Source organism: uncultured Methanobrevibacter sp., assembly GCF_947170395.1.
Classification (GTDB): Archaea; Methanobacteriota; Methanobacteria; order Methanobacteriales; family Methanobacteriaceae; genus Methanocatella.
This window is the reverse complement of sequence record NZ_CAMVTE010000007.1, coordinates 57,148-80,444: the sequence shown is the minus strand read 5'-3', so window position 1 is coordinate 80,444 and position 23,297 is coordinate 57,148. Positions and strand designations below refer to the sequence as shown.

General features: G+C 41.0%; 25 protein-coding genes. 7 read left to right on the top strand and 18 right to left on the bottom strand.

All coding sequences use genetic code 11. From position 1 onward, the window contains the following. Positions 1-177 precede the first annotated feature (177 nt). A complete protein-coding gene (thiM, locus tag Q0W04_RS03290; RefSeq protein ID WP_298500413.1) occupies positions 178-1,044 on the top strand; it encodes a hydroxyethylthiazole kinase in 867 nt (288 codons plus the stop codon). After that, the gene (thiE, locus tag Q0W04_RS03285) at positions 1,041-1,661 is read left to right on the top strand and encodes a thiamine phosphate synthase (protein WP_298500411.1); all 621 of its coding nucleotides are present in this window, start codon (positions 1,041-1,043) and stop codon (positions 1,659-1,661) included. The genes thiM and thiE overlap by 4 nt, the downstream gene beginning before the upstream one ends. A 41-nt stretch (positions 1,662-1,702) precedes the next feature. Here thiE and Q0W04_RS03280 read toward each other — a convergent pair whose 3' ends face one another. From Q0W04_RS03280 to Q0W04_RS03260, 5 genes are all read right to left on the bottom strand, one after another. Then, positions 1,703-2,917 (bottom strand): phosphoglycerate kinase, encoded by a 1,215-nt coding sequence (locus Q0W04_RS03280; protein ID WP_298500409.1) that lies wholly within the window; start codon positions 2,915-2,917, stop codon positions 1,703-1,705. Between the two features lie 16 nt (positions 2,918-2,933). After that, positions 2,934-3,602, bottom strand: coding sequence for a triose-phosphate isomerase (gene tpiA, locus Q0W04_RS03275; protein WP_298500407.1), 669 nt, complete (start codon positions 3,600-3,602; stop codon positions 2,934-2,936). Between the two features lie 76 nt (positions 3,603-3,678). Further along, positions 3,679-5,007, bottom strand: a complete 1,329-nt coding sequence (locus Q0W04_RS03270) for a prephenate dehydrogenase (protein WP_298500405.1) — start codon at positions 5,005-5,007, stop codon at positions 3,679-3,681. Beyond that, positions 5,004-5,876: a site-specific DNA-methyltransferase gene (locus Q0W04_RS03265; protein ID WP_298500403.1), complete on the bottom strand. Its 873-nt coding sequence runs from the start codon at positions 5,874-5,876 to the stop codon at positions 5,004-5,006. The genes Q0W04_RS03270 and Q0W04_RS03265 overlap by 4 nt, the downstream gene beginning before the upstream one ends. 1 nt (position 5,877) lies before the next feature. After that, positions 5,878-6,744, bottom strand: a complete 867-nt coding sequence (locus Q0W04_RS03260) for a hypothetical protein (protein ID WP_298500401.1) — start codon at positions 6,742-6,744, stop codon at positions 5,878-5,880. 130 nt (positions 6,745-6,874) lie between these two features. Here Q0W04_RS03260 and twy1 point away from each other — a divergent pair, with 130 nt between their 5' ends. Continuing rightward, complete coding sequence (gene twy1 / locus Q0W04_RS03255; protein WP_298500399.1) at positions 6,875-7,792, top strand: 4-demethylwyosine synthase TYW1; 918 nt, start codon at positions 6,875-6,877, stop codon at positions 7,790-7,792. Here the strand turns inward: twy1 and Q0W04_RS03250 are convergent. The 6 genes from Q0W04_RS03250 to Q0W04_RS03225 form a co-directional block, all read right to left on the bottom strand. Then, positions 7,767-7,937, bottom strand: a complete 171-nt coding sequence (locus Q0W04_RS03250; RefSeq protein ID WP_298500397.1) for a hypothetical protein — start codon at positions 7,935-7,937, stop codon at positions 7,767-7,769. The two genes, twy1 and Q0W04_RS03250, sit on opposite strands and share 26 nt — an antisense overlap. A gap of 324 nt (positions 7,938-8,261) precedes the next feature. After that, positions 8,262-9,380 (bottom strand): ADP-forming succinate--CoA ligase subunit beta, encoded by a 1,119-nt coding sequence (sucC, locus tag Q0W04_RS03245; RefSeq protein ID WP_298500395.1) that lies wholly within the window; start codon positions 9,378-9,380, stop codon positions 8,262-8,264. 8 nt (positions 9,381-9,388) lie between these two features. Continuing rightward, entirely contained in the window at positions 9,389-9,940 is a 552-nt protein-coding gene (locus Q0W04_RS03240) for a 2-oxoacid:ferredoxin oxidoreductase subunit gamma (RefSeq protein WP_298500417.1), read from the bottom strand. Between the two features lie 9 nt (positions 9,941-9,949). Then, entirely contained in the window at positions 9,950-10,813 is an 864-nt protein-coding gene (locus Q0W04_RS03235) for a 2-oxoacid:ferredoxin oxidoreductase subunit beta (RefSeq protein ID WP_298500393.1), read from the bottom strand. Position 10,814: 1 nt separating this feature from the next. Then, positions 10,815-11,936 (bottom strand): 2-oxoacid:acceptor oxidoreductase subunit alpha, encoded by a 1,122-nt coding sequence (locus Q0W04_RS03230; protein WP_298500391.1) that lies wholly within the window; start codon positions 11,934-11,936, stop codon positions 10,815-10,817. Positions 11,937-11,945: 9 nt separating this feature from the next. Further along, complete coding sequence (locus tag Q0W04_RS03225) at positions 11,946-12,212, bottom strand: ferredoxin family protein (protein WP_298500388.1); 267 nt, start codon at positions 12,210-12,212, stop codon at positions 11,946-11,948. A gap of 126 nt (positions 12,213-12,338) precedes the next feature. On the opposite strand from Q0W04_RS03225, the gene Q0W04_RS03220 reads away from it, so the two are divergent. Beyond that, on the top strand, positions 12,339-12,830 hold the full coding sequence (locus tag Q0W04_RS03220; protein ID WP_298500386.1) for a fumarate hydratase C-terminal domain-containing protein: 492 nt from the start codon (positions 12,339-12,341) through the stop codon (positions 12,828-12,830). Here Q0W04_RS03220 and Q0W04_RS03215 read toward each other — a convergent pair. The 3 genes from Q0W04_RS03215 to Q0W04_RS03205 all read right to left on the bottom strand — a co-directional run bounded on the left by Q0W04_RS03215 (position 12,827) and on the right by Q0W04_RS03205 (position 16,649). Then, positions 12,827-13,399 carry a sugar O-acetyltransferase gene (locus tag Q0W04_RS03215; protein WP_298500383.1) on the bottom strand — a complete coding sequence of 191 codons (573 nt, stop codon included), beginning with the start codon at positions 13,397-13,399 and terminating at the stop codon, positions 12,827-12,829. The two genes, Q0W04_RS03220 and Q0W04_RS03215, sit on opposite strands and share 4 nt — an antisense overlap. 83 nt (positions 13,400-13,482) lie before the next feature. Then, entirely contained in the window at positions 13,483-14,220 is a 738-nt protein-coding gene (locus Q0W04_RS03210; RefSeq protein ID WP_298500381.1) for a peptidylprolyl isomerase, read from the bottom strand. Between the two features lie 146 nt (positions 14,221-14,366). Beyond that, on the bottom strand, positions 14,367-16,649 hold the full coding sequence (locus tag Q0W04_RS03205) for a transglutaminase domain-containing protein (protein WP_298500379.1): 2,283 nt from the start codon (positions 16,647-16,649) through the stop codon (positions 14,367-14,369). Between the two features lie 154 nt (positions 16,650-16,803). Between Q0W04_RS03205 and Q0W04_RS03200 the strand changes: the two genes are divergently transcribed. Then, positions 16,804-17,898, top strand: coding sequence for a DUF763 domain-containing protein (locus Q0W04_RS03200; RefSeq protein WP_298500377.1), 1,095 nt, complete (start codon positions 16,804-16,806; stop codon positions 17,896-17,898). Here the strand turns inward: Q0W04_RS03200 and Q0W04_RS03195 are convergent. The 3 genes from Q0W04_RS03195 to Q0W04_RS03185 form a co-directional block, all read right to left on the bottom strand. Beyond that, on the bottom strand, positions 17,895-18,434 hold the full coding sequence (locus Q0W04_RS03195) for a tRNA (cytidine(56)-2'-O)-methyltransferase (protein ID WP_298500374.1): 540 nt from the start codon (positions 18,432-18,434) through the stop codon (positions 17,895-17,897). The two genes, Q0W04_RS03200 and Q0W04_RS03195, sit on opposite strands and share 4 nt — an antisense overlap. A gap of 249 nt (positions 18,435-18,683) precedes the next feature. Then, a complete protein-coding gene (gene cobS, locus Q0W04_RS03190) occupies positions 18,684-19,466 on the bottom strand; it encodes an adenosylcobinamide-GDP ribazoletransferase (protein WP_298500371.1) in 783 nt (260 codons plus the stop codon). 159 nt (positions 19,467-19,625) lie between these two features. Beyond that, complete coding sequence (locus tag Q0W04_RS03185; RefSeq protein ID WP_298500369.1) at positions 19,626-20,696, bottom strand: phosphatidylglycerophosphatase; 1,071 nt, start codon at positions 20,694-20,696, stop codon at positions 19,626-19,628. Between the two features lie 86 nt (positions 20,697-20,782). On the opposite strand from Q0W04_RS03185, the gene larC reads away from it, so the two are divergent. Then, positions 20,783-21,952, top strand: coding sequence for a nickel pincer cofactor biosynthesis protein LarC (gene larC / locus Q0W04_RS03180; RefSeq protein ID WP_298500366.1), 1,170 nt, complete (start codon positions 20,783-20,785; stop codon positions 21,950-21,952). Then, a complete protein-coding gene (gene queC / locus Q0W04_RS03175) occupies positions 21,949-22,626 on the top strand; it encodes a 7-cyano-7-deazaguanine synthase QueC (protein ID WP_298500363.1) in 678 nt (225 codons plus the stop codon). The genes larC and queC overlap by 4 nt, the downstream gene beginning before the upstream one ends. On the opposite strand, the gene Q0W04_RS03170 is transcribed toward queC, so the two are convergent. Next, positions 22,623-23,237: a vWA domain-containing protein gene (locus tag Q0W04_RS03170; RefSeq protein WP_298500360.1), complete on the bottom strand. Its 615-nt coding sequence runs from the start codon at positions 23,235-23,237 to the stop codon at positions 22,623-22,625. The two genes, queC and Q0W04_RS03170, sit on opposite strands and share 4 nt — an antisense overlap. Between the last annotated feature and the right edge of the window lie 60 nt (positions 23,238-23,297).

Here is a 23,297-nt window from a genome sequence, read left to right as displayed (position 1 = left end):
CGACCACGAGATTACAAGTCTCGCGCTCTACCAGACTGAGCCACCGAGGCAATATGTTAATATTATAGAACAATGTAATTTATATAAAAAGTCATTTAAATACTTTACGATAAAACCACTTTTTTTAATAATTGAAATATTAAACTATAAATATAAAATAATTTATAATTAATAATCATGATAAATAAAGAAGAAGAATTATTGAATCATATTGAAGAAACGCTAAAAGAAATTCAAACAAAAAATCCATTAACTCATTGTATAACAAATTCAGTAACCATCAACGATTGCGCAAATGCAGTTCTTGCAATAGGCGGTTCACCATTCATGGCCGAAGATGTAGAAGAGCTAAAAGAGGTTGTAGCAATAGCAGATGCGCTGGTCATAAACATCGGAAAACTAAGCAAAGACCAGGTTGAAGCCATGAAAGTAAGTGCCGAAGCCGCAAACAAAACCGATACACCGATAATCCTTGATCCGGTAGGAGTCGGAGTGACACAACTTAGAAACAAAACCACATTGGATTTAATTGAAAATTATAAAATGGCCGCAATTCGAGGAAACATAAGTGAAATAAAAGCGATTGCAAAATTGATTGGCGTTATTGACGAAAACAACACCGCAAAAGGCGTTGACGTTAATGCCGATGACATCATCACAGATGAAAACCTCGCCGCAAACGGAGAAATCATAAAAGAGGTTGCAAATAAATTGGACACCACAATACTTGCAAGCGGACCTATCGACATATTAAGCGACGGCGAAACCACAATAGCAATCGACAATGGAGATGACATGATGCCATTGATTACAGGAAGCGGCTGCATGCTCTCATCAATAGTTGGAAGCTGTATCGGAGGGTCAACACCTCTTGAAGGAAGTCTCGTTGCAATTTTGGCAATGAACCTTGCAGGTGAAAAGGCAAGAGCAAAAGTGGATGAAAATGATGAAGGAACCGGTTCATTTAGAGCATATCTAATCGATTATCTCTACAAAACAAATGCCGAAAGCCTGATTACAGAATCAAACATTAAGATATTATGAAAAATCTAGATTTGTCACTCTATCTTGTCACAGACAAAAGCGATGATGTAGAGAAATTCCTAAAAACAATAGAAGAATCAATCAAAGGCGGAGTCAGCGTAGTCCAGATTAGAGAAAAAACCGCAGATACCCTTGACTTTTATAATTTGGCATTGAAAGTAAAGAAAATAACTGCAAAATACAATGTTCCACTAATCATTAACGACAGGGTCGATGTTGCACTGGCGGTTGATGCTGACGGAGTCCATGTAGGCCAATCAGACATGCCATGTGATGTTACAAGAAGACTTATCGGCGAAGACAAGATTCTTGGAGTTTCAGCAGCCACAGTTTCTGAAGCAAAAAAGGCCCAGAATGATGGTGCCGACTACATTGGATGTGGAGCCGTCTTTCCAACACAAACCAAGGACGATGCAGATTCAGTAACAAAAGAAGAACTGAAAAAAATCGTTGAATCCATCGACATTCCTGTAGTGGCCATTGGCGGGATAAATCTGGACAATGCCTCTGAACTGTCAGATACAGGAATAGCAGGATTATCCGTTGTAAGTGCCATAATGAGTTCTGATAATCCTAAAAAATCTTCCGAAGAGCTATTAAAAATCTTTAATAGCTAATATTTTATTTTTTTAAAAAAAAGAGATAAAAAGTAAAAAAATTATTTTTTACTGTTTTTTAAAGCTTCTACAGCTGCAAGCTTTTTGCCTGCAAGCATACTGATACAAGCCCCACCACCACTGCTTAAGTGACTCATGTGATCTTCAAGACCCAGTCCAGCTGTAGCGGCTGCAATATGACCTCCTCCAATGAGTGTAAAACCTGTTGAGGTTGCCATAGCATTAATCAGGTCTTCTGTTCCCATTGCAAATTTAGGGTCTTCAAATACACCTGCAGGACCGTTTGCAAAAATGTATTTGGCATCCCTGATTTCCTTTGCATAAAATGCAATTGTCTTGATGCCTATATCAAAAATGGCTTCGTTAGGAATTTCACCGATGTCAATGTCGACCCTCTCACCATCGATTTCACATGCAACATCAATAGGATATTTGACCTTGTCGCCAAACCTTTCAATCAGGCCTCTGGCCTTTTCAACCATGTCCTCATATCCTTTGCTTTTTATGAAATCCATATTGACCTGACCTATATCAGCACCGGAAGCCCACAGTACAATGTTTCCAACAATACCTGTTGTCAGAATTGAATCTGCAGTTCCGTTGCTCAATACGTTTTCCATAACATCTATTGAATCGTCAGGTTTCATTCCGCCCAAAAGGAATACGCAAGGATGTTCCACATTGTCAAGGGCATCCTGAATGACTGTCAGTTCCTCTTCCATTACACGGCCTGCTGCGGAAGGAGTGTTTACTGTAAATCCGACAAGTGATGCCTGGGAACGGTGGGCCGCTGCAAACGCATCATTTACATAATAGTCAACCAATGGAGTCAAATGTCTTACAAGCAGGGTCTTTGACTGCTCCTCAGGTGTTCTTGAAAGGGTTTCCTCGGAGAAAAATCTTACATTTTCAAGCAATAAAATTTCGTGGGGTTTTAAATTACGGATAGCTTCTTTTGCGGAGCTTGAAAATATGGAATCTGCATAGTTAACCCTTAAGTTTAGAATTTCAGACAGGGCATCTGCATGCTGGGAAAGTGTTGTGAAATCCTTTTTTCCAGGACGGCTTTGGTGTGCAAGAATTACGACCTTTGCCCCTTTGTTTGACAGTTCCTTGATTGTTCTTGCATGGAGCTTGAGCCTTGTATCATCGAGAATTATTCCTGAACTTGGATCTACAGGGGCGTTGACATCAACCCTTACCAATACTGTCTTGTCCTCAATGTCAAAATCGTCAATAGTATTAAAATCAGCCATTTTCTCACTCTAATAATTATAATTTGCTTACCAAATCAAGTAAAGCATCTTTTGGACTTTCCGCCTTAATAATTCCTGATGCAAGAAGTACCCCATCAGCACCCAAATCCATTGCTGCCTTCATGTCATCACCTGTGGTGATTCCTGCACCGCACAACACTTTAATGTCTTTGTTGATGGCTTTAACCTCTTTTACAGTGTCCTCAACGACTTCAGGCTGTGCCTGTGATACTGGAATTCCGGTTCCTATCAGTTCAGGAGGCTCCACTGCAACTGCAGTAGGTGCAAGTGCCGCAACAGCCTTTGAGGTTTCGATGTTGTTTGTGCAGACGCATGATTCAATTTCATTCTCGTTGCATAATCTTATGACCTCTGCAATGTCTGCCAACTTCATCCTGTTTTCTGAATGGTTAATCAATGAACCGCTTATTCCAGCATCGATTAATGTGCTTATTAAGTTTGACCCTGTGTGTCCGCCGGGAGCAATAGGGTCAATGTGTTGAGCATAAATTGGAAGGGAGGCTTCCTGACTGATTCTGTAGATATCAGCCGCTTGTGGAGCTGCAACCATTGTGATTCCAGATTCACTGGCAGCGCTTTCCAAATCATGTGCAAGTTCCAAAGCCTTTATACCGCTTGATTCCAAGTAAGTTTTATAGTTCAATATCACTATTGGTGTATCCATAATAATCCCACAAATAAGTTTATTATTATAATATTAGTTGATACTATTAAATAATATTATCCTCAAATCATCTTGACTAATCCCTTATCACACCACCAATACCCCTGATGTAGTCTTCGACATAGCTCTTATCAGACCCATCAAACACCGAGTAGCGGAATGTGAAGCTTGAAAGAGACTCGTCAATCTGGCCGCCGTCACAGACATCAATGATTTCAGCGTCAATGACCTGTTCGATATTTTTAAACATCTCAAGGAGGCATTTCTCATCGCATGTTGAGGCGAGAAGCACCCGGAGAGTGAAATGCTCCAGCTTGAGATTGTTCCTTTTCCATTCAAACAGCTCTTCGTCAGATAAAATGTCGAGTTTGGAAAGCTTTAATTTGATTTGGCTGCCGTCAGGACTTTCAAGGGTTGCGAATTTTGAATCTACATACCTTACAACACCCACATGGACCTTTTTGGAGACGTTGTGCTGCAGTCCCACTTCCTCACCCATCCTTTTTGTCAGTACGTTCGCCTTCTGGGTGAGCATGCCTATTGCCATGTCTGATCTTATCAGAGCATCCTCATATTCGTCGATGTGGTTTGCCGATTCGACTATGCTTTTGACAAAGTCCTCCTCATCGCCCTCCTCAATGAGATTTGACAGATAGATGCATTCCTTTATAAGTGTTTTTCTTGCATTTGAGGTTTCCTTGTTATTTTTCTGTATTGAATAGTACAGATGCGGATTCTGAAAGACGACACGGCTAGCCATATCCAACATTATTGTGTAAACCGGACTTGAAAATGACCTTGACCTTTTGACGTTGATGTTGAGCTTTCTGATTGCCGATGCAAGGCTGATGTATGAAAAGTGGGTCAGGCCCTGGACGATGCTCATGTATTTGTCGTGTTCGGAAGGGGTTGTAATGACTACTTCGCATTCTGTCTTTTTAAGATAATTTTCAACACGGCCGAACCATTGCCCTGATTTGTTTTTGATTGGAGTCAAGATTATGATTTGCCTTTTGAGTGTGGGAACCCTCGGTCCGAACATCGGATGGCAAGGCAATATCTCCACGTTTTCAGGAGCGTATTTCTCCAATGCCTCTGCAGGTTCTGTTTTAACGCTTGCAACATCCATGAGAAGAGACCCTTCAGGAGCATGGGGAGCGACCTGGGCTATTGTATCCACCATATGCTCAATCGGAACGCAGAAAAGGATAATGTCTGCATCCTTTACAGCTGCGATATTGTCATTGTTATAGCCCACATTCATCTCACTGGCCACTTTACGCCCTGAGGCCTCGTCACGGCTTGTTATTGTTATTTCAAAATCATTACCCAGATGCTCCGCCATCCATCTTCCAAGGCCACGTGTGCCTCCGATAATCGTCATGGCGCTTTTGTTTTGTGTCATTTTTCCCTCTCCAGTCTGTCTTTTGCAAGTTCAATATACTTCTCGTTGATGTCATAGCATATATAGTTTCTTCTGTTTTTAACTGCAGCAATCGCAGTTGTTCCGCTTCCGCAGAACGGGTCGAGGATTACATCCCCCTCATAGGAATAAAGGTTTATCAGCCTGTGCGGAAGTTCAACAGGAAACGGTGCGGGATGACCTATCCTTTTGGCGTTGACAGCCGGAAACTTCCAGACGCTTTGCGTCCAGTGAATGAAATCATCCTTTTCAATCGTGTCCCTTTTAGTTTGGGAAGGGTTTTTGGAATAGGAATCCTTTGAAAAAATCAGTATGTATTCGTGATAGTCCCTTAAAACAGGATTTGACGCTGACATCCAGCTTCCCCAGGCACATGAGCCTCCAGCACTTGCGGACTTGTCCCATATTATTTCACCGCGCATGAGATATCCCAAATCAAGCATCGTTTCAATCACCATTGCATGAAGGGGAATGTAGGGCTTTCTTCCTACATTGGTAATGTTTATGCATGCCCTCCCGCCTGTGACAAGTTTTTTATAGGTTTGCCTGAAAACTCCCGTAAGCAAATCCAGATATTCATCTAAAGACAAATCATCATCATACTCCTTTCCCACATTGTAGGGAGGCGATGTAATCATCAGATGAATGCTATTGTCTGGTATTTCATCCATGTTTTCACTGGATTTGCAGTACAGTCTGTTTAAATTCTCTTTAGCGATGTTATTTTCCTGATATTCTATCTTTTTGGGGATTTCAAATCCCTCAAACAGCTTTGAGCTGTAGAACTTTTTTGAACTGTGAGACTCCCTTAATACCGAACCGAAAGATGAAGTTTGCGTTTTTCTTGCCACACTAAGACCTCTTTAGAAGGTTTAAAAACTTTAAACCCTTGTTTTCATATGTCTCCTCCTCATTAGCTATTTCAATCAGTTTTCCCAAATTTCTAGGACTTTCCATTCCTGAAAAGAAGTTCAAATCCTGGGAAAACAGCCCTTCCAGATGCAATCTCAACTCATCGGTCGTATCGAACCTGATGAACCCTCCTTTCGGAGTTGTTTTTCTTGTATTTCCATGGTTTAGAGGAAATGGATTTAGGGACCAAAACCCTTGAATCAGACCTGAATGCTTAAGGTAATCCGCCTTTTTGGAAAATCCATTGGAAAGCGGAGCGTTTCCCACAACGACAATGGGAATTTTTGCCGACTCGAAGTTTGAAACACGAATGTCAATGCATTTTCCAATGGCTTTTAGAACCGAATCGGAACGGGTAAAACTCGGCTTTCCCTGATGAGTGCGGTAGTCACCGACTTCAAAGACACTGTCCAAATCAGGTTTGTACTCCCAATTCCACACTAAAGACATTTTGACTTCACATATTAGTTTTACCTGTGATGCCTTTAAAATTTTTTTATCCTCTGTTGCAACGACGATGTCTGCCGGAGAACTTGACGTTATTCCTAAAGACGGGATTCTTGCCTGTTGGACAACATGCAGGTCATCGCCAATCAGTGCCGAGAAAAGGTCGCTTGTCCATTTTTCTGTAAAGTTGCCGATAAGTGAATTTCTCGCCTGAAGGGTCGATTTTCTGCCCCTGTATCTTTTTGGCCAGTATGTCAGATACCTGCCGTCATCTGTCCTGTAGAAAAGCTGCCTTGGAGATGCGAAGCTTTTCGAGTTGATAAAAAATAACTTTTCTTGCGATTTATTCCATAATTTCATGATTGAACATATGAAAAGTGAACATATAAATACATTAAATAGTTTAAATGCAATATTGTTCAATATTTGTTATATTTTTTTGTCCTGTAAAAATGTATATACCAGCAGAGCCAAAAATAAAACTGATTTTATGTCATTTACTGAAAGCCAAATAGAAAAACTGGAAAAAAGCGGATACAGGTTCGTTGGAAAACATGGCCATGCGGCCGTTAAGGTGTGCCACTGGACACGCCAAAGTATTACAGACAAGGGAGTATGCTATAAGGAAAAATTCTACGGCATTGAGTCCCACAGATGTCTTCAGATGTCTCCTGCAGTTCCAAACTGCCAGCAGGAATGTGAATTCTGCTGGAGAGACCTGACATACACCCAGACAAGCTGGGAAGATGAGGAATACGACGACCCAAAAACCATAATAGACGAGGCCATCAAGGCCCAGAACAATCTGCTTTGCGGTTTTTATGGAAATGACAAAGCAAACAGGAAAAAACTCGAAGAGCTCAAAAGGCCTACAAACGCTGCAATTTCACTTGCAGGAGAGCCTACACTGTACCCTAAAATCGACGAGCTCATCGGTGAGTTCAACCGCCGTGACTTTACAACCTTTGTGGTAAGCAACGGCCAATGCGTTGAGAGACTGCGAAACCTCGAAAACAATCCTTACCAACTGTACCTTTCCTTGGATGCACCTAACGAGAAAGTGTTTAAAGACGTATGCAGACCAAGAATAAATGATGCCTGGAGCAATTTAAATGAATCACTTGAAACTCTGGCAAGTTTTGACTCACGTACATGTATAAGAAATACCTGCGTTCGTGGCAAAAACATGGAAATGCCTGAGGAATACGCAAAACTTATCCAAAAAGCAGACCCCGATTTCGTTGAAATCAAGGCATATATGTGTGTCGGCTCATCACGTGAACGCCTTACCCTCGACAACATGCCGACATTCGATGAGATTAAGGAATTTGCAAAAAAAATAGGTGATGAGTGTTCAAAAGAGATAGTGAACGAATCCGAAATCAGTCGTGTTGTTCTGCTTGAATAGCTATTTTTCTTCCCAACTCGAAAGCTGACTCCAAATCCTTAGGAAACTGGGTTTTCCTTAAATTTCTTCTTTCTTTTTCATCGAAAGCATCGGAAACGTATTTTGAATAATCCTTGAACTGATATGTTTCATCTATATTTGGCAAGGATACCTCGACCTCTTTTAGGTCGAGGAGGAATTGCCGTTTTGTTTAGTTTGTAAACTAATATAAAGTTTACCCCCTATTCCTGGGTAAGTTTAGCCTTCGCCAATGTTATTTGAGAGTTTTATATGTGAGCAACACTGTTCTTACCATCTCAGAACTGTTTAATCGCCCACCTTAGAGCTACAGACTAGGCTTAAACATCTATAGGTAACTATAATATTTCTCAATAACGTAGACTTATTAATAATAAGTCTGAGGCTATTCAACTAGTGGATTGTGAAAATAACTCACAATCCACGACCTCTACAGGTCGTGGTAGTTGAATTATTTTCCTTCCGCTTTCAGTTCTTCACAAAGTTCAACAGCCTTTTTAGCAGCCTTTTCCATTGATGTTTCATATGGAATTCCTGCCTCTTCAAGAAGTCTTTGGCCTTCCTCTTCGTTGGTACCTGTAAGTCTGATTACGATGTGTACCTTGCGGTCAGCCTGATCCAATGCCTTGATTACTCCTCTTGCAACGTCATCAGCCTTGGTAATACCGCCTAGAACGTTTAGGAATACGACTTTAACTGGATCGTAGTTGAGTACGATGTTTAGAGCCTGGTTGATAATGTTTTCTGAAGCTCCACCACCGATATCAAGAAATGTTGCAGGCTCTCCGCCGTTGAGCTTGATCATGTCCATAGCGGTCAGGGTCAGTCCTGCACCGTTACCGATAACGGCAATATCCCCGTCCAGCTGAACGAAGTCCACAGCCTTTTTCTTATAGTGCATCCTTTCAACAAGTTCCTGGTGTCTGAAAAGCGCATCGTTTTCAACGACCATCTTTGCATCAGCTGCAATGAGGCCGTCAGGAGTCAATACAAGAGGGTTGATTTCTGCAGTGTCTGCATCGTATTTTGTAAAGACCTTGTACAGTTTCCAGATTATGTCACCCATCGGTGAAATCAGTTCTGATGGAACTTCCATCTTACGTGCGATTTCACGTGCTTCGTAAGGTAAAAACTCAATCAACGGGTTTGGATAGTATCTGATAATCTTTTCAGGGTTTGTCTTAGCGAGGTTTTCGATTTCAACCCCACCTTCCTTACTTGCCAAAATTACAGGTCTTCTGGCACCTCTGTCAACGGACACTGTTACGAAAAACTCGTTTAGGATTTCAGCTTTCTCTTCAATTAAAAGGTGTTTTACCTTTTCACCTTTAATTTCCATTCCTAAAATTTCGTCTGAAACTTTTAAAGCTTCACCAGGGTTGTTGGCGAATTTTACACCACCGGCTTTACCTCTACCGCCTGTTAAAACTTGTGCCTTTATAACGACAGGAACATCCATCTCTGAAGAGATTGTCATTGCCTCTTCAGGAGAGTATGCCACGTGTCCCTCTAAAATTGGAATACCTTCATCGTGAAAAATCTGTTTTGCTACATTTTCAAAAAATCTCATTTTAACACCTATTTCTCAACCAAAGCATATCCAGCTTCAAAAGCTGCAATGTTTTTCTCTTCTGTTCCTTTTGGAACGCTTGCCTCAATTGCCTTTATGGCGGCTTCCTTGGATATCACTTCAGTTATTTTTGTAATAGCTCCAACCATGACAATGTTTGCTACAATCTTTAATCCTATCTCATCTGTAGCGGTTTTTGTAGCGGGAGCTTCGTAAACCTTAATGTTATGTTCATCTATAAATTCTTTAACGTCTTCAACATCTGTTGTTGTCGGATCTACAATCAATGTACCTTCATCCTTTAAATCCACGATATATTTCATCAAAGCCTCATTGGACATTGCCACAAGAATATCCGGACTTTGGACTTTAGGATAGTCAACTGATGTGTCACTGATAACAACTTCACATTTGGAAGCTCCTCCACGTGCTTCCGGACCGTATGATTGGGTTTGGACAGCTTCCTTGCCGTCGAACAGGCTTGCAGATTTACCTAAGATAATTCCTGCAAGAATAATTCCCTGACCTCCAAATCCACAAATTCTGATTTCAGTTCTCATTTTATCCACCTACAGCTCCTCTTCATATGCTGAATTGATAAGGGTTTTCTTACCGAATTTTTCCACACTTATCTTGTCAATGTTTTGTGTGAATTCATCCCTTTGGGCATTTGCAAATTCACCGACGACTATTTTTCCTTCAAGTTCCTTTGGCCTCATCCTGTCTGCAGCGGATTTGAATACTGTATTTGCTTTCATTACAGCTGCCATTGCAGTTGGAGTTTTCAGTTTGTTTTTACGGCCAAAGTAAGTTGGACATTGGGTTGCAACTTCGATAAATGAGAAACCAGGATTTTGCAAACCTTCCTTGATTGCCAATACAAGGTTTTCAATCTGTACGGTAGTCCATCTTGCAGAATATGTTGCGCCTGCAGCTGCAACGAGTTCAGCGAGTTTGAACGGTGCGTCCTGATTTCCGTACGGAGCGGTTGTTCCGAAACTTCCTTTAGGAGATGTAGGGCTGATTTGACCCCCGGTCATTCCGTAAATGTTATTGTTGATACAGATTACTGTTAAGTTGATGTTTCTTCTGGCCGCATGAATCAGATGGTTACCACCGATGGATGCCGCATCTCCGTCACCGGTAAATACAACCACATCCAAATCCTTGTTTGCTGTTTTCAAACCTGTTGCAAAGCTTAATGCCCTTCCGTGAGTGGTATGCAATGAATCGCATTTAAGGTATCCCGGAATCCTTGAGGAACATCCGATTCCTGAAACCATTGCAATGTTGTCGAAATCCATTTCCGCCTTTTCCATCGCAGCCAAAAATGCGTTGATGATTGCACCGTTTCCGCATCCAGGGCAGAAAATGTGAGGTAATCTGTCTTCTCTCATGTAAGGAAGGAATCTGTTTTGTTTCTGTTCGCTCATTTTAGTTACCTCCTAATCTGTCAATTTGTTCCAGTATCTCATCAGGTGTCGGCAGAAGTCCTCCAATGACTCCCATCAGGTGCACGTTTGAATTTCTCTTGCATGCCCTGTCGACTTCATAATACATCTGACCGAGGTTCATTTCAACAACCAATACATCCTTTGCATTAGCTGTAAGTTTAGCAACCTCTTCATCAGGAAATGGCCATGGAGTATCGATTTTGATGTATCCGATTTTCTTGTCTGAGCGGTTTACTGCCTCAACGACAGACCTTACAGGCGCTCCATAGGATACTATAACAATGTCTGCGTCCTCACAGCCTTCTGATTTTACAGAACAGATTTTGTCCTTGTTGTTCAGGACCTTATCACATATTCTTTGAATGAGCTTGTCGTGAGTTTCAGGATTGTTTGTATCCGGATAACCCCTTTCATCGTGGGTAAGGCCAGTTACGTGAATGTTGAATCCGTCACCGAAAGCAGGCATAGGAGTTGTTCCGTTTTCTATGTTTTCAAACGGCAAATAGTCATCTGACATTTCAGGCCTTTTTCTTGCAACTATTTCAATGTCATCATCAACGACTATCTTTTCCCTCATGTGTCCGATGACCTCATCGGCCATTACAAATACCGGACATCTGTACTCCTCTGCAAGGTTGAATGCCTTGATTGTGAAATCAAAGAATTCCTGTACGCTTGACGGGGAAAGTGCAATCGGTTCGTAATCTCCGTGTGATCCCCAACGGGCCTGCATCATATCCCCCTGTGCGGCCATGGTCGGTTGGGCTGTTGAAGGAGAACCTCTCTGTACATCAACGATGACGATAGGAGTTTCGCTTATGAATGCATAACCGATGTTTTCCTGCATTAAAGAGATACCAGGTCCGGATGTTGCAGTCATTGATTTGGCTCCTCCCCAGGAACCTCCAATGATTGCACCTGCAGATGCGATTTCATCCTCCATCTGGACAAATGAACCTCCCACCTTAGGCAATTCCCTTGCCAAAGTTTCAGCAACTTCAGTGGAAGGAGTAATCGGATAACCTGCAAAGAATCTGCAGCCTGCAGCTATTGCTCCTTTAGCACATGCTTCATTTCCTTGAATAAAAAATTCTTCAGCCATTTTATACACCTACTTTTTCCCCTTTGTGAAATTAGGATTAAAGTTCACTTCATTTCCTTCTTTCATCCACCAATTTTCAGGCAAATCCACTGTGATAGCCTGATCAGGACATGCCACTTCACAAGTGCCGCATTTGGTACACCTCTCTTCAAACTTAACAAAAGGTAACTGAACCCCTTTTTTGTTAACTTCAGGAGATATTGCATACACGTTCTTATAACACATGAATAAGCAAAGATGGCATCCTTTACATAAATTTTCATCAACAATAATCAATTTTTAATCTCCTAATATATTCATGATAAATAAATATAGAATGTGTATATGTCTGTTTTTAAACATTTAAATATATTATGAAATAATGGAAAATTTATTAAAAATCAAAAGTTAATAACTATTAATATGATTCAACTGACTACACCTATCAGCGATGAGGATTTGGCAAACGTTAATGTCGGAGATCAAATCTCAATTTCCGGAACCATCTATACCGGCCGTGATGCGGCTCTTCCCCAATTTGTGGAGCTGATTAAAAAAGGCGAGGTTCCATTTGATGTTGATGGGATGGTCATCATGCATACCGCCTTCAGCGATGCAGGAATTGCCCCTACAACAAGCAGCAAAGTGGAAATAGAATCTACAATTCCTTTTTTAAGCAAAAGCGGCGTTAAAGTCCATATCGGAAAGGGCATGCTGAGTGATGAAACCGTCAAAAGCCTTGATGAAAACAACTCGATTTTTGTAATAACACCGCCTGTGGCAGCGCTTCTTACAAGCAGGGTGAAGAAAAAGAAATGCGTCCTGTTTGAAAATGAAGGCATGGAAGCCATGTATGAGCTGGAAGTGGAAGACATACCAGGAATTGTCGGCGCCTGCAGGGGCGAGAAACTCTAGAATTTGATGTCTCTGATGTATTTTGCCGGAATGCCTCCGACTACTGTATTTTTTGCCACATCACGGGTAACGACAGCACCTGCTGCAACGATTGCCCCGTCACCAATGCTTACACCGGCAAGCACAGTTGCATTGGAGCCAATCCATACGTCATTTCCTATTTTTATTGGAGCAGGAATCAGATTGCCTCTTTTTGATGGATTTTCCTCATGATTCAAAGTGGCCAAAACCACATTATGGCCAATTAGCACATTATCTCCAATGTAAATGCCGCCCTGGTCCTGAAACTTGCATCCTGCATTTATGAATACGTTTTTGCCAAGATGGATGTTTTTTCCAAAATCAGTAAAAAATGGTGGAAACAGTCGGAAATCATCACTTACTTTGTCGCCTATCAATTTATCAAACAGCTGTCTGATTTCATCAAAGTCATGGTATTTGTAGTTCAGCTCACAGGTAATCCTTTGCGCCTCCTGTGCGTAATAGTTGCATGCTGAAGCGGCATCCTCATCCATTGAGAGGGTTTTGCCTTCGTTGAAAATTGCCAATAGCTCGTCAAGTTCTAACATGAATGATGGTTTGTTAAAAATAGTATTTTAATTTAGTGCTTTGAAAAAAATAAGAAAGGGAGTTATTTGAAATAACTCAATATTTATTCTTCTTCATCTTCGTCTTCGGAAGATTCTTCTCTTTTTTCGAATTCATCTACAAAGTTGACTTTGGTAATGCCTTCGATGTTTTCCCAGATGTCTTTTGCAATTCTGAATCTTGCAAAGGTAACGTCCATGTAGGATTGCTGGTCGAATTTGGACATTTCATCCAATTTGATGTTTGCTACACCGTCAACAATGTTGATTTCGGTTTTTTCAATATCAACGTTAGGGTTGGAGTAGTGTAACTCGATCATGCTTTTGATTTTTTCTTCTTCATCGTCGATGATTTCGGTTACTTCAACATCATATACCAGGTCTTTTCCAGCTAATTCATGGTTGAAATCAACTTTTACTCTTCCGCCGTTTACGGTTAGGATTTTTCCGGTTGCTCCTTCGGATTGGATTCTCATACCTGGAACAGGAGTCATGCCTTGTTTTTTGAACTCTTTCATAGGGACCAATTGAATCATTTTAGGGTCACGTGGTCCGAATGCATCGTCGGAATCGACTTCAATGTGTTTGGTTTCCCCTTCTTTTAAACCAATGATAGCTTCTTCAATTGCAGGCAATAAGTGATTTCCGCCTACAACAATTGGGATTGCCTTATAAGTTTTATTTTCATCAAAAATTCCTGCTTCCTGTGCAATTTCATCGTAAGTAGTATCAAATACTTCATCAGTTTCTTTAACTTTACCAGTAAAGTTTACTCTAACAAAATCTCCGTTATCTATAGCCATAATTATCGCTCCTTAATAATTTTGATTAAATAATTTGTTAATAAATATAACATTTTATACTTTTAGTAACCATCATTTATTAAAGTTTTGCCTAATTCGATGAAAATGGCAAAAAATGAGATGTGATAAAAAAAATTAAAAAATGACTAGAATGGCAGGCTTGAATATTTTGCCTTTATCTTGTAGTTGGTGGTTTTCCAATTGTTAATCTTGCCCAAGGAGTTTTTATAGCTTATGGAATCTCCTACAACCCATGTGTTTCCAATCTTGACCTGAGTCCATACATGGCCGAACACCCCATCGCTGAAGCGACATACTCCATGAACATACCTTGCCTTAAAGCCCGCAGTCCGATACATTGACACAAGAAGGTGTGCCTGGTCGACGCAGTTGCCTGATCCGGATTTCAATGTGGATGTTGCGCCCTTATGGGTGTTGTAGTAATAGTCGTAATCGATATTGTCCCTTACGTAATTGAATATGGCCTTTGCCTTGTCGATGTCATCACTCAGGCCTTTGGTCAGTGACTTTACAAGTGCCTTGATTGCGGCGCTGTTTACAGGACAGTTTCTGGATGCCTTGAGATATGCTGAGAGAGACCCAGCATTTTTCTCGTTAAGCCCGTTTCCGAATTTTGAAAGCTTGACATTTACGGTTTTGGACATTGAAGTTGGAAGGAAATTGTTGTTTCCAAGAAACTTTACGACAACCTTATTTTTACCTAAAGCGGAAGTGGCCTTGATTGTTGCATAGCCGTCTGATGAGGTTTTGCCGTAGTATGTCTCACCGTCGACTTCAAGCTCGAGACGGCCTGAGGCGATTGGAGTTCCGTTCATGTCGGTTAAAAGCACCTTGAATGACTGTGACGAATCAGAAAACGATGTTCCGCATTTCCAGGCGAGTTTTGAATTGTCCCTTTGGAAAACTGTTATGTTGCATGATGCGGAAGTTCCGCTTATCTTATAAAGCGCATTTGTCCTGTAGGTTACAGTATAATTGCCGATTTCCAAATCAATCGGCACTGATGCCATACCGCTGTTGTCTGTGATTTCTGAATATTCAACGCCATTGATATTGAATGTCATTGTCCTTTTCGGCAGAGGAACGCCATCAGCCGCCAGTGCAACCTTAAATAGCGTGTATGCACCATAACCGAAGTTCTTGGTGCTTTTGACAGTCAGTTTAGGAACTGTTGAACCGAAAATTGAAACCATTCCTGACGTCTTAGCTGATTTGAAAAACTTGTTTCCGTCAAACTGGTAGTCAACAGTATATAATCCTTTGGAAAATGATGCCATGTCAAGGGTTGCCACACCTTTTGAATCTGTCTTTCTTGTGTAGGTCTTGCCGTTTATAATGAACTTGACTGATTTTCCTGAAACGTCATCGATTGTGTTGGTAAACTTGACCTTGATTTGCTTGGTTTCGTTTGAAAGGAAATTGTAAAAGCCGGAAGTTGCAGCCAGTTTTGTGTTTGCAACCTTATAGATTGTAATCTTGTTTTTCTTTGAATAGCCGTCCTTATTGTATGACACTACAGTGTATGTGCCTTTCTTGAAGTTTTTAAGTGACAGAGTTGCCTGGCCGTTGGCATTGGTTTTGACAGTATATGTTTTGCCCTTTATCTTGAATTTTACGTTTTGATTGGCCAGAGGCTTTCCGTTGTTTTTAAAGAATTTCACAACGAAATTTTTGCCGTCCCCTTCAACCTTTTTCAAATCGGATGAAGTGATTGTCGAGAGGACCTTGACGGTTGTATTTACGCTGTATCCTGTGACGGGATTGGTTGTGGTTGCCTTGAAGCTGCAGGGATAATAGTTTATTGCAAGGGTTGCAACTCCTTTGGAATTGGTTTTAAGCGGGTATTGTCTGGCGTTGATTGTAACTGAAACATTGGCGTTTGCCAGACAGTTTCCCCAAAAGTCAAAGAATGTTGCAGTGTAGTGCTGGCTTCCCTTATAGTATTTCAAAACATCGTTTACTATTACTGTAGGCAATACGTTGACCTTGCAGGTCAAATCACTTTCTTCATAATCATTATCGCCTGCAAAATAAGCGCTTACAGTATATTTTCCGACATCACCCAAAAAGACACTGGCAATACCTCTGTCGTCTGTGGACGCATCATAATTGATGCCGTCAATGCCGAAATAGACAGTTCTGTTTGACAGTGTGGCGTTTGTATTTGAGTCTTTCAAAACGACACTGTAGTATCCGTACACGTCATTTTCTGGAGATGAAAGCACTGTCTGGTTTTTAGCCTGTTCATGTAAAATCATTTCATCGTCCGGTTGTGAAAGGTAGTGCTCTTCAATGGCAACGGCACCATCACTATCGGACATTTGTGAATCTGTGAGATTAACGTCACCTGCGCAGACCATACCAATGGATAAGATTGCCAGCAATACCAAAAAAGTCGATAAAATCATTCTTTTAGCCAAAACAATGCCTCCGGAAAATAAAATTTCTTAAAAAAGTTTACATATATATTTCTGAAAAACAATCGTTATAAATATTTGTACAAGTTACTCTTCAAATGCTCTTTCTAAAAAACTAATATTTATTAAACATATATCATATTACATGCAAAGAAGAGGTGCAGTCAACTTACCGCTCCACGGAGGACATCCGCCAAAATGGCTGTTTACAAGAATGGTCAAGCTATCCGGAGCTCTTGCAAGCGTCATTATCGAAGAATACAGTCTGGCGGAATTTTTAAACAGGGTTTCAAATCCCTACTGGTTTCAGGCGTTCTCCTGCGTTTTAGGTTTTGACTGGCATTCCTCGGGAACAACAACAACCACGCTGGGCGCACTCAAGGCATCCCTAAGTCCGGAAGAGCATGGAATTTATCTGACAGGCGGAAAAGGAGCAAAATCCAGGAAAACGCCTGAGGGAATCATGCATGCGGGAGATGTCTTTAACCTGAAGAGCAAAACCACCGAAAAGCTGGTTGAGACAAGCAAATTATCCGCAAAAATCGACAACTCCTGCATTCAGGACGGATATACCCTATACCAGCATAACTTTTTTGTAACGGAAAAGGGAGACTGGGCAGTCATCCAGCAGGGCATGAACACGCAAAACAAATATGCCCGAAGATATCACTGGCTGGGCTCGCAGGTCGAAAAGCTTCTCAATGACCCCCACAGCGGAATATCCTGCGACATGAAAACTCCAAATACCCTGAACATGTCTTCAAAGGAAAGTGAGGAAGCCCAAAAAATAAGCGTTGATTTGATTAACGATAATCCAAATCATTTAAGACAATACTTTAAAAGAAAAGACAATCAGATGCTTTTAGAGGACTTTACAATGCCTGAACATCACCCTGTTCTGGACATGGACATATCTGACAAGGAGTTTGAAGTCCTGACAAAGGCATGGGAAATACAGCCTGAAAACTATGAGGAGCTGATTCTTCTTCAGGGAATCGGTCCAAAAAAAATAAGGGCGCTGGCGCTGATTTCAGATCTGGTTTATGGCGAGCCTGCAAGCTGGAAGGATCCCGTCAAATACAGTTTTACACACGGAGGAAAGGACGGCTTTCCATATCCTGTTGACAGGGAAGTCTATGACCATTCAATCCAGACCATACGTGATGCCATTGACCAGGCGAGAATTGAAAAAAGGGATAAAATAAGAGCCATCAAGAGACTGGACGATTTTATCTCCTAACGGTTTTCGTCATGAATATTAACGGTTTTTCCATGTGCTGTCGGTATGACCTCAAGTACGGGGTTTTCAAATTCCAAATCGAACTCCTTTCCGTCCATCAGCAAATGCTGAAATACGGCCAGAGAGGACACTTCTGAGTGAGGCTGTGTTGTAACTGACACGTTCCAGTCTGCAGCCTTATAGACCTTTCCAGGAACCTTTGCCCCTCCGACAACTATCAGAATGTCGCTTCCGTCCTGTCTGATTTCGGGAGCAACTTCGTGGGCCTGTGATCCGTACATGGTAAGGTGAACCACTTTTCCGCCGTCTGCCTTCCATGAGTTGATGACGCCCATGTAGCTTTCGGCATATTCTATTTCAAAATTTCCTCCAAATCTTGAAGCAGTATCCATGACGTTTTCCATAAGCCTGTTGTCACGTTCTCCTGCAAGATAAATTTTGCTTGCTCCGAATGCACGGGCAGTCAGGCATACATGAGTCGTAATGCGTGTGTCTCTTTTCAGTCTGTGGTCCAATCTTAAAACATTAACATTCATATTATCATTAATACATTAATCTTGAAAATATATAATTGTTTTCAAATGATGAGAATACCGCCTTTTTAAATCCTGGGAGGTAAATATGTAATTCTAGAGAAAATTTCAAAGCCATCATGTCAAATGATGAAAAAATTAAATAATTTGCATACAGTGGCGGTGAATCTCATCAATACTACATCTAGCCCTTATCATATATAAATATGAGATAATAAGACTTCAATATTGATTTTGACTTGTAAAAATAATCTAAACGTAAAATAAAGCCACTGCCATAAACAGAAGTGCAAACAGACGTCCGACTTCATTGCTCATTCCAAGCACATCACCATTTGCAAGGACAAAATTGCGCCTTGCAATCACAGCTATTATAATGCCACTGATGACGGCACCCACAACGCCAAATATTCCAACGGTACCGCCCAAAAGACCTGCAATGATGGCGATTATTACAGTTGATGCGAAATAATTGGCAATATTAGTCTCTTTTATAAAATAGCTTCCGATTCCGGGAGTGAGAGGAAGTGAAAGCAATGCGGTTGTAAGAAGGGAAATCTTTGCTGACATCTCACAGATTATGATTCCAACAAGAAATCCGTAATCGAGAATGTTGTAGAGCCCGGCAATTGTAAGAGTTGCCACCAAAAACAGTGTTGCAACGCCGCCAGCACCTACTGATGAGTCTTTCATGACTCTGATTTTCTTTTCGGGCGGCCCATGAACCATTACACCGTCGGCCATATCCATTACGCCGTCAAGATGGTTGTATCCAGTAATAAGCATTAAAAAAGCATATACTATTGCAGCTGTGAAAAATGAATTCAAATGCAGAAATTCTACTGAAACATACCCGCAGACTGCAGCCAGAATACCTATGAAAATGTGTAAAAACGGCCAGCACCATGTAAGCTTTGTCATGTACTCGATTGATGTGAAAACATTAATCGGAAGTATTGTTGAGAATGTCAGAAGTCCCAAAAGAGATCTGACCGGTGAGAATTCCTCATCTTCAAAATAATCGTCATTTTCCATTTTTCTATGCTCCAGCAACTGATATCAGTATGAACCTAATTATCAATATATGGAACATTATATATTAAAGTTGAGTTATATTGAACCTCATCAATGCTTAAGTCGGATGAAATGAAAACACTGAAAGGACTGCTTTTCAAATCTTTAAGCAAAAATTAACTAATCATCAAAAAGCCTTGCAGCACATCCTGCAATAAGGCCTGCAAAAGCGCCGTCCAATACCGGAGGCAGCCCGTAAATGATTCCAGGTTCGCCATCTGCGTATCTTTTGAAATTTAGGGCTCCTTTTGTTGCGCCGATATGGTTTGAAACGGCAACGCCAAATACCTCACCGGCACAGAAATCATCATCAATGCCCACTTCCCTGATGCGGTCTGCTGAAAGGTCATGTTCCGTTCTTATTGCAGCAATCAAAAGGCAAATCACATCAATGTCTGCTAATGAGGCAAGAATCAGAGCTTCCATTTTGCCTTTAAGCTCATCGGTGATTTCAACACCATCCAAAAGCTCAAGGCCGGCCTCGACCAAATCCCCGATAAGAATGCCTTCGGACACCAGATAATCCAAAATGCCGTAAGTCAGATTGAGCTTTTCAAAGGCATCCTCGATTGTTATCTCGATTGCCTCCTCAAGCCTGACTTTAAGCTCTCCAAAGTCTATTTCATCATACTGGGCGTTGTTGATGTCCAGGCTTTCGTCTTCGCTTACACGAACGTTGGAAAGGACTGCAAGAAAATCATCTGTGTTGAGGATGTTTTGAATATGGAAAGGCAGCGCCATGGAGGATAGAAACTTTGCCTTTGCGTTTGAAACTATCCTGAATATTCCAATCAAATCCTTGGGTGAAATTACCTTATCCATGTAGATTACATGGCTAATGTTTATCCGTGCGTCCGCAAAGCCCCTAGGAGAGTTTGCAACCCCAAGACCATCACTGAAGTCTTCAACTTCAACATCATTTGCCATGAAAGTGAATATTGTCAAATCGCCATATGTATTTGTGAAATATTTCAGGGAATCTGTGGGATGAGCGATGTATGATGCCTCGGACTGGTTGAATGCCTGAGCCCTTTTGGCCGTTGCAACAAAATCGTCCTTTGCCTTAACGATATTGACGTTTTCAATAATGTCAATGCCGTCGCTTACCCTGAAGTCACTTACCGCCAAAAAATAATCGGGATTTCTGATGCAAATCCCATAGTCCTTTTCAATGATGTTAATGTTTTCCATGCTGCAACCTACAAATCAATACATATACTATATTAATTATTTAATTTAAATCTTATATTAACTAAAAAATTGAAGGGAATTATATCATGACAATTATTATTGACCCGCAGTCCAGCGGAATTGCCGGAAATATGATTATAGGTGCCCTGGTGGATTTGGGCGCCGATGCAGATGCGCTAAAGCAGATCATGGAAAAGTCAGCAAGCGAATTTGGAAAAGTCAGGGTGAACTTTAAAAAGACATCAAAACATGGAATCGAGTCAACATACTGTGAAGTCGAAATGCTTGAAAAAAGGGATGCCATAAGCTATTCGGACTTTATCGGGAAAATCGAAAACCTTGATTTGGATGAAAATGTCAAAGAGACATCGATTAAAGTTTTTAAAAGAATCGGAGAAGCTGAAGCGAAAGTGCATGGAAAACCATTGGATGAAGTTCATTTCCATGAAGTCGGAACCAGTGATGCGGTAGCGGATGTAATCGGGTCAATATATGCATACCATTCACTGAACCTCAAAAGCCACAATGTAATCGGTCTTCCGATAGCAGTTGGAGGCGGAAGAGTAAAAACAGATCACGGAATAATTCCCGTTCCGGCACCTGCCGTTGTGGAAATCCTAAAAGGTGGCAAAATGGTTGGAGGACCTGTTGAAAGCGAGCTTGCAACACCGACAGGATGTGCCATTTATGCAGAAATATGCGATGAAATCAGAGAGTTCATGCCACTCATCCAACCGAAAAAGACAGGTTACGGTGCCGGCAAAAAGGACTTTGACCATCCGAACGTGCTAAGGATAATAGAAGCATCAGACATTACCGAAAGCGATGAAATTGATGTTATTGAAACAAATCTGGACCACCTAACCGGTGAGGAAATCGGATATCTCTTCGACAGGCTTCTTAATATGGGAGCCTCTGATGTGTCCGTTACACCAATCATAATGAAGAAAAACCGCCCCGGAAGTCTTCTGAAAGTGATTTCACCGCAAAAAAACAGAGATATTCTGGTTGAAGAGATATTCAGGCAAACCGGAAGTCTGGGAATTAGGATTTCCCCAAACATGCATAGAGGCATTGCCAAACGTGAATTTGAAAAAAAGACAATTGAGATAAACGGCGAGGAGTTTGAAGTGACCTTCAAAATAGGATACGTCAACGGAGAAATAATCTCAAAAAGGGCAGAATATGAAGATTTAAAAGCAATAGCTGAAAAGACAGGCATACCCCTTAAAAACGTCAGGGAGATGATAAAATGAAAAAAGCGATTTCAGTTTTATCCGGAGGTCTTGACTGCTGCGTTGCAACAAGCGCATATGCAAATGAATATGAAATTCATGCAATAACATTCGACTACGGGCAAAAAAGCTTTAAAAGAGAACTTCGAGCTGCACGGGAAATCTGTGAGAAAATGAACTGGACACATGAAGTGATTGAACTTCCATGGCTTTCACAGATAAGCACATCAAGCCTCAATACTTGTGAAGAAATCCCTGAAGTCACAGCAGACGATTTGGATGATGCCAAAAGAAGCATTGAAACCGCAAGCAGCGTCTGGGTTCCCGCAAGAAATACCGTCTTTACATCCATCGCACTTTCATATGCCGAAAGCATGGGTGCTGAAATAATAATTGTCGGATGGGATGCAGAGGAGGCAGCCACATTTCCAGACAACTCAAAGGAATTTCTGGAAAACTTCAACAAATTGATTGAAGCCGGTTCACCTGATGACATCAGAATTGAAGCTCCTGCCATCGATTTAAATAAGGAAGAAATAGTCATGCTGGGCCGTGAGGTTGGCGCTCCAATGGATGTGAGCTATTCATGCTATAAAGGAGGAGACAAACACTGCGGTGTTTGTGAAAGTTGCATGAGAAGAAAAAGAGCCTTCAAAAAGGCAAAAATTAAAGATTTAAGTGAATATGAAAACTAATCATATTCCTCCAAATCACGTTTCCAATTTGCATTATCCAAATCAACATCGTTTCTCATGCAGTAGGTTACATTTTCAATGGAATCAAATGCCCTTTTAAAGCCTTCTCTTGATTTTACATAATTGGCCGTTCTGGATTTTCTAATGCCGATATTGCTTGCCTCGGAATATGAATCAATGTCAGCACCAAGGAAAATGAATTCCCATTTATGAGAGTCAATCATTTTTCTGATTTGGGATTTTGAAAATTCGCGTGAGGAATTCTCCATACCGTCGGTTATTATGACAAAGAGCACCTTATTGTCAATTTCGCCTTCAAGACTTACAACTGTCCTTCCGATTGCATCGAGAAGTGCGGTTGAACCTCTGACCTGATATTCGTTTCTGGTCAAATCACCAACATCACAAATCGGTTTTCTTTTGTACAATACATCATATTCATTGTCAAAAAGGATTGTGGTTACTTTTGTGTTGAAATCCTTTGCACGTTCCTTTTGGATGAATGCATTGAATCCACCCATTGTATCCTCTTCAGAGCCATACATTGAACCGCTTTTGTCAATCAGAAATATCAAATCCAAATCCTGCATGCAATGTGTTATTTTAACCATCGATTATCACTCCCTGAAATTAATTAATATAATGTTAATAGGTTGTTAATAACTTACACA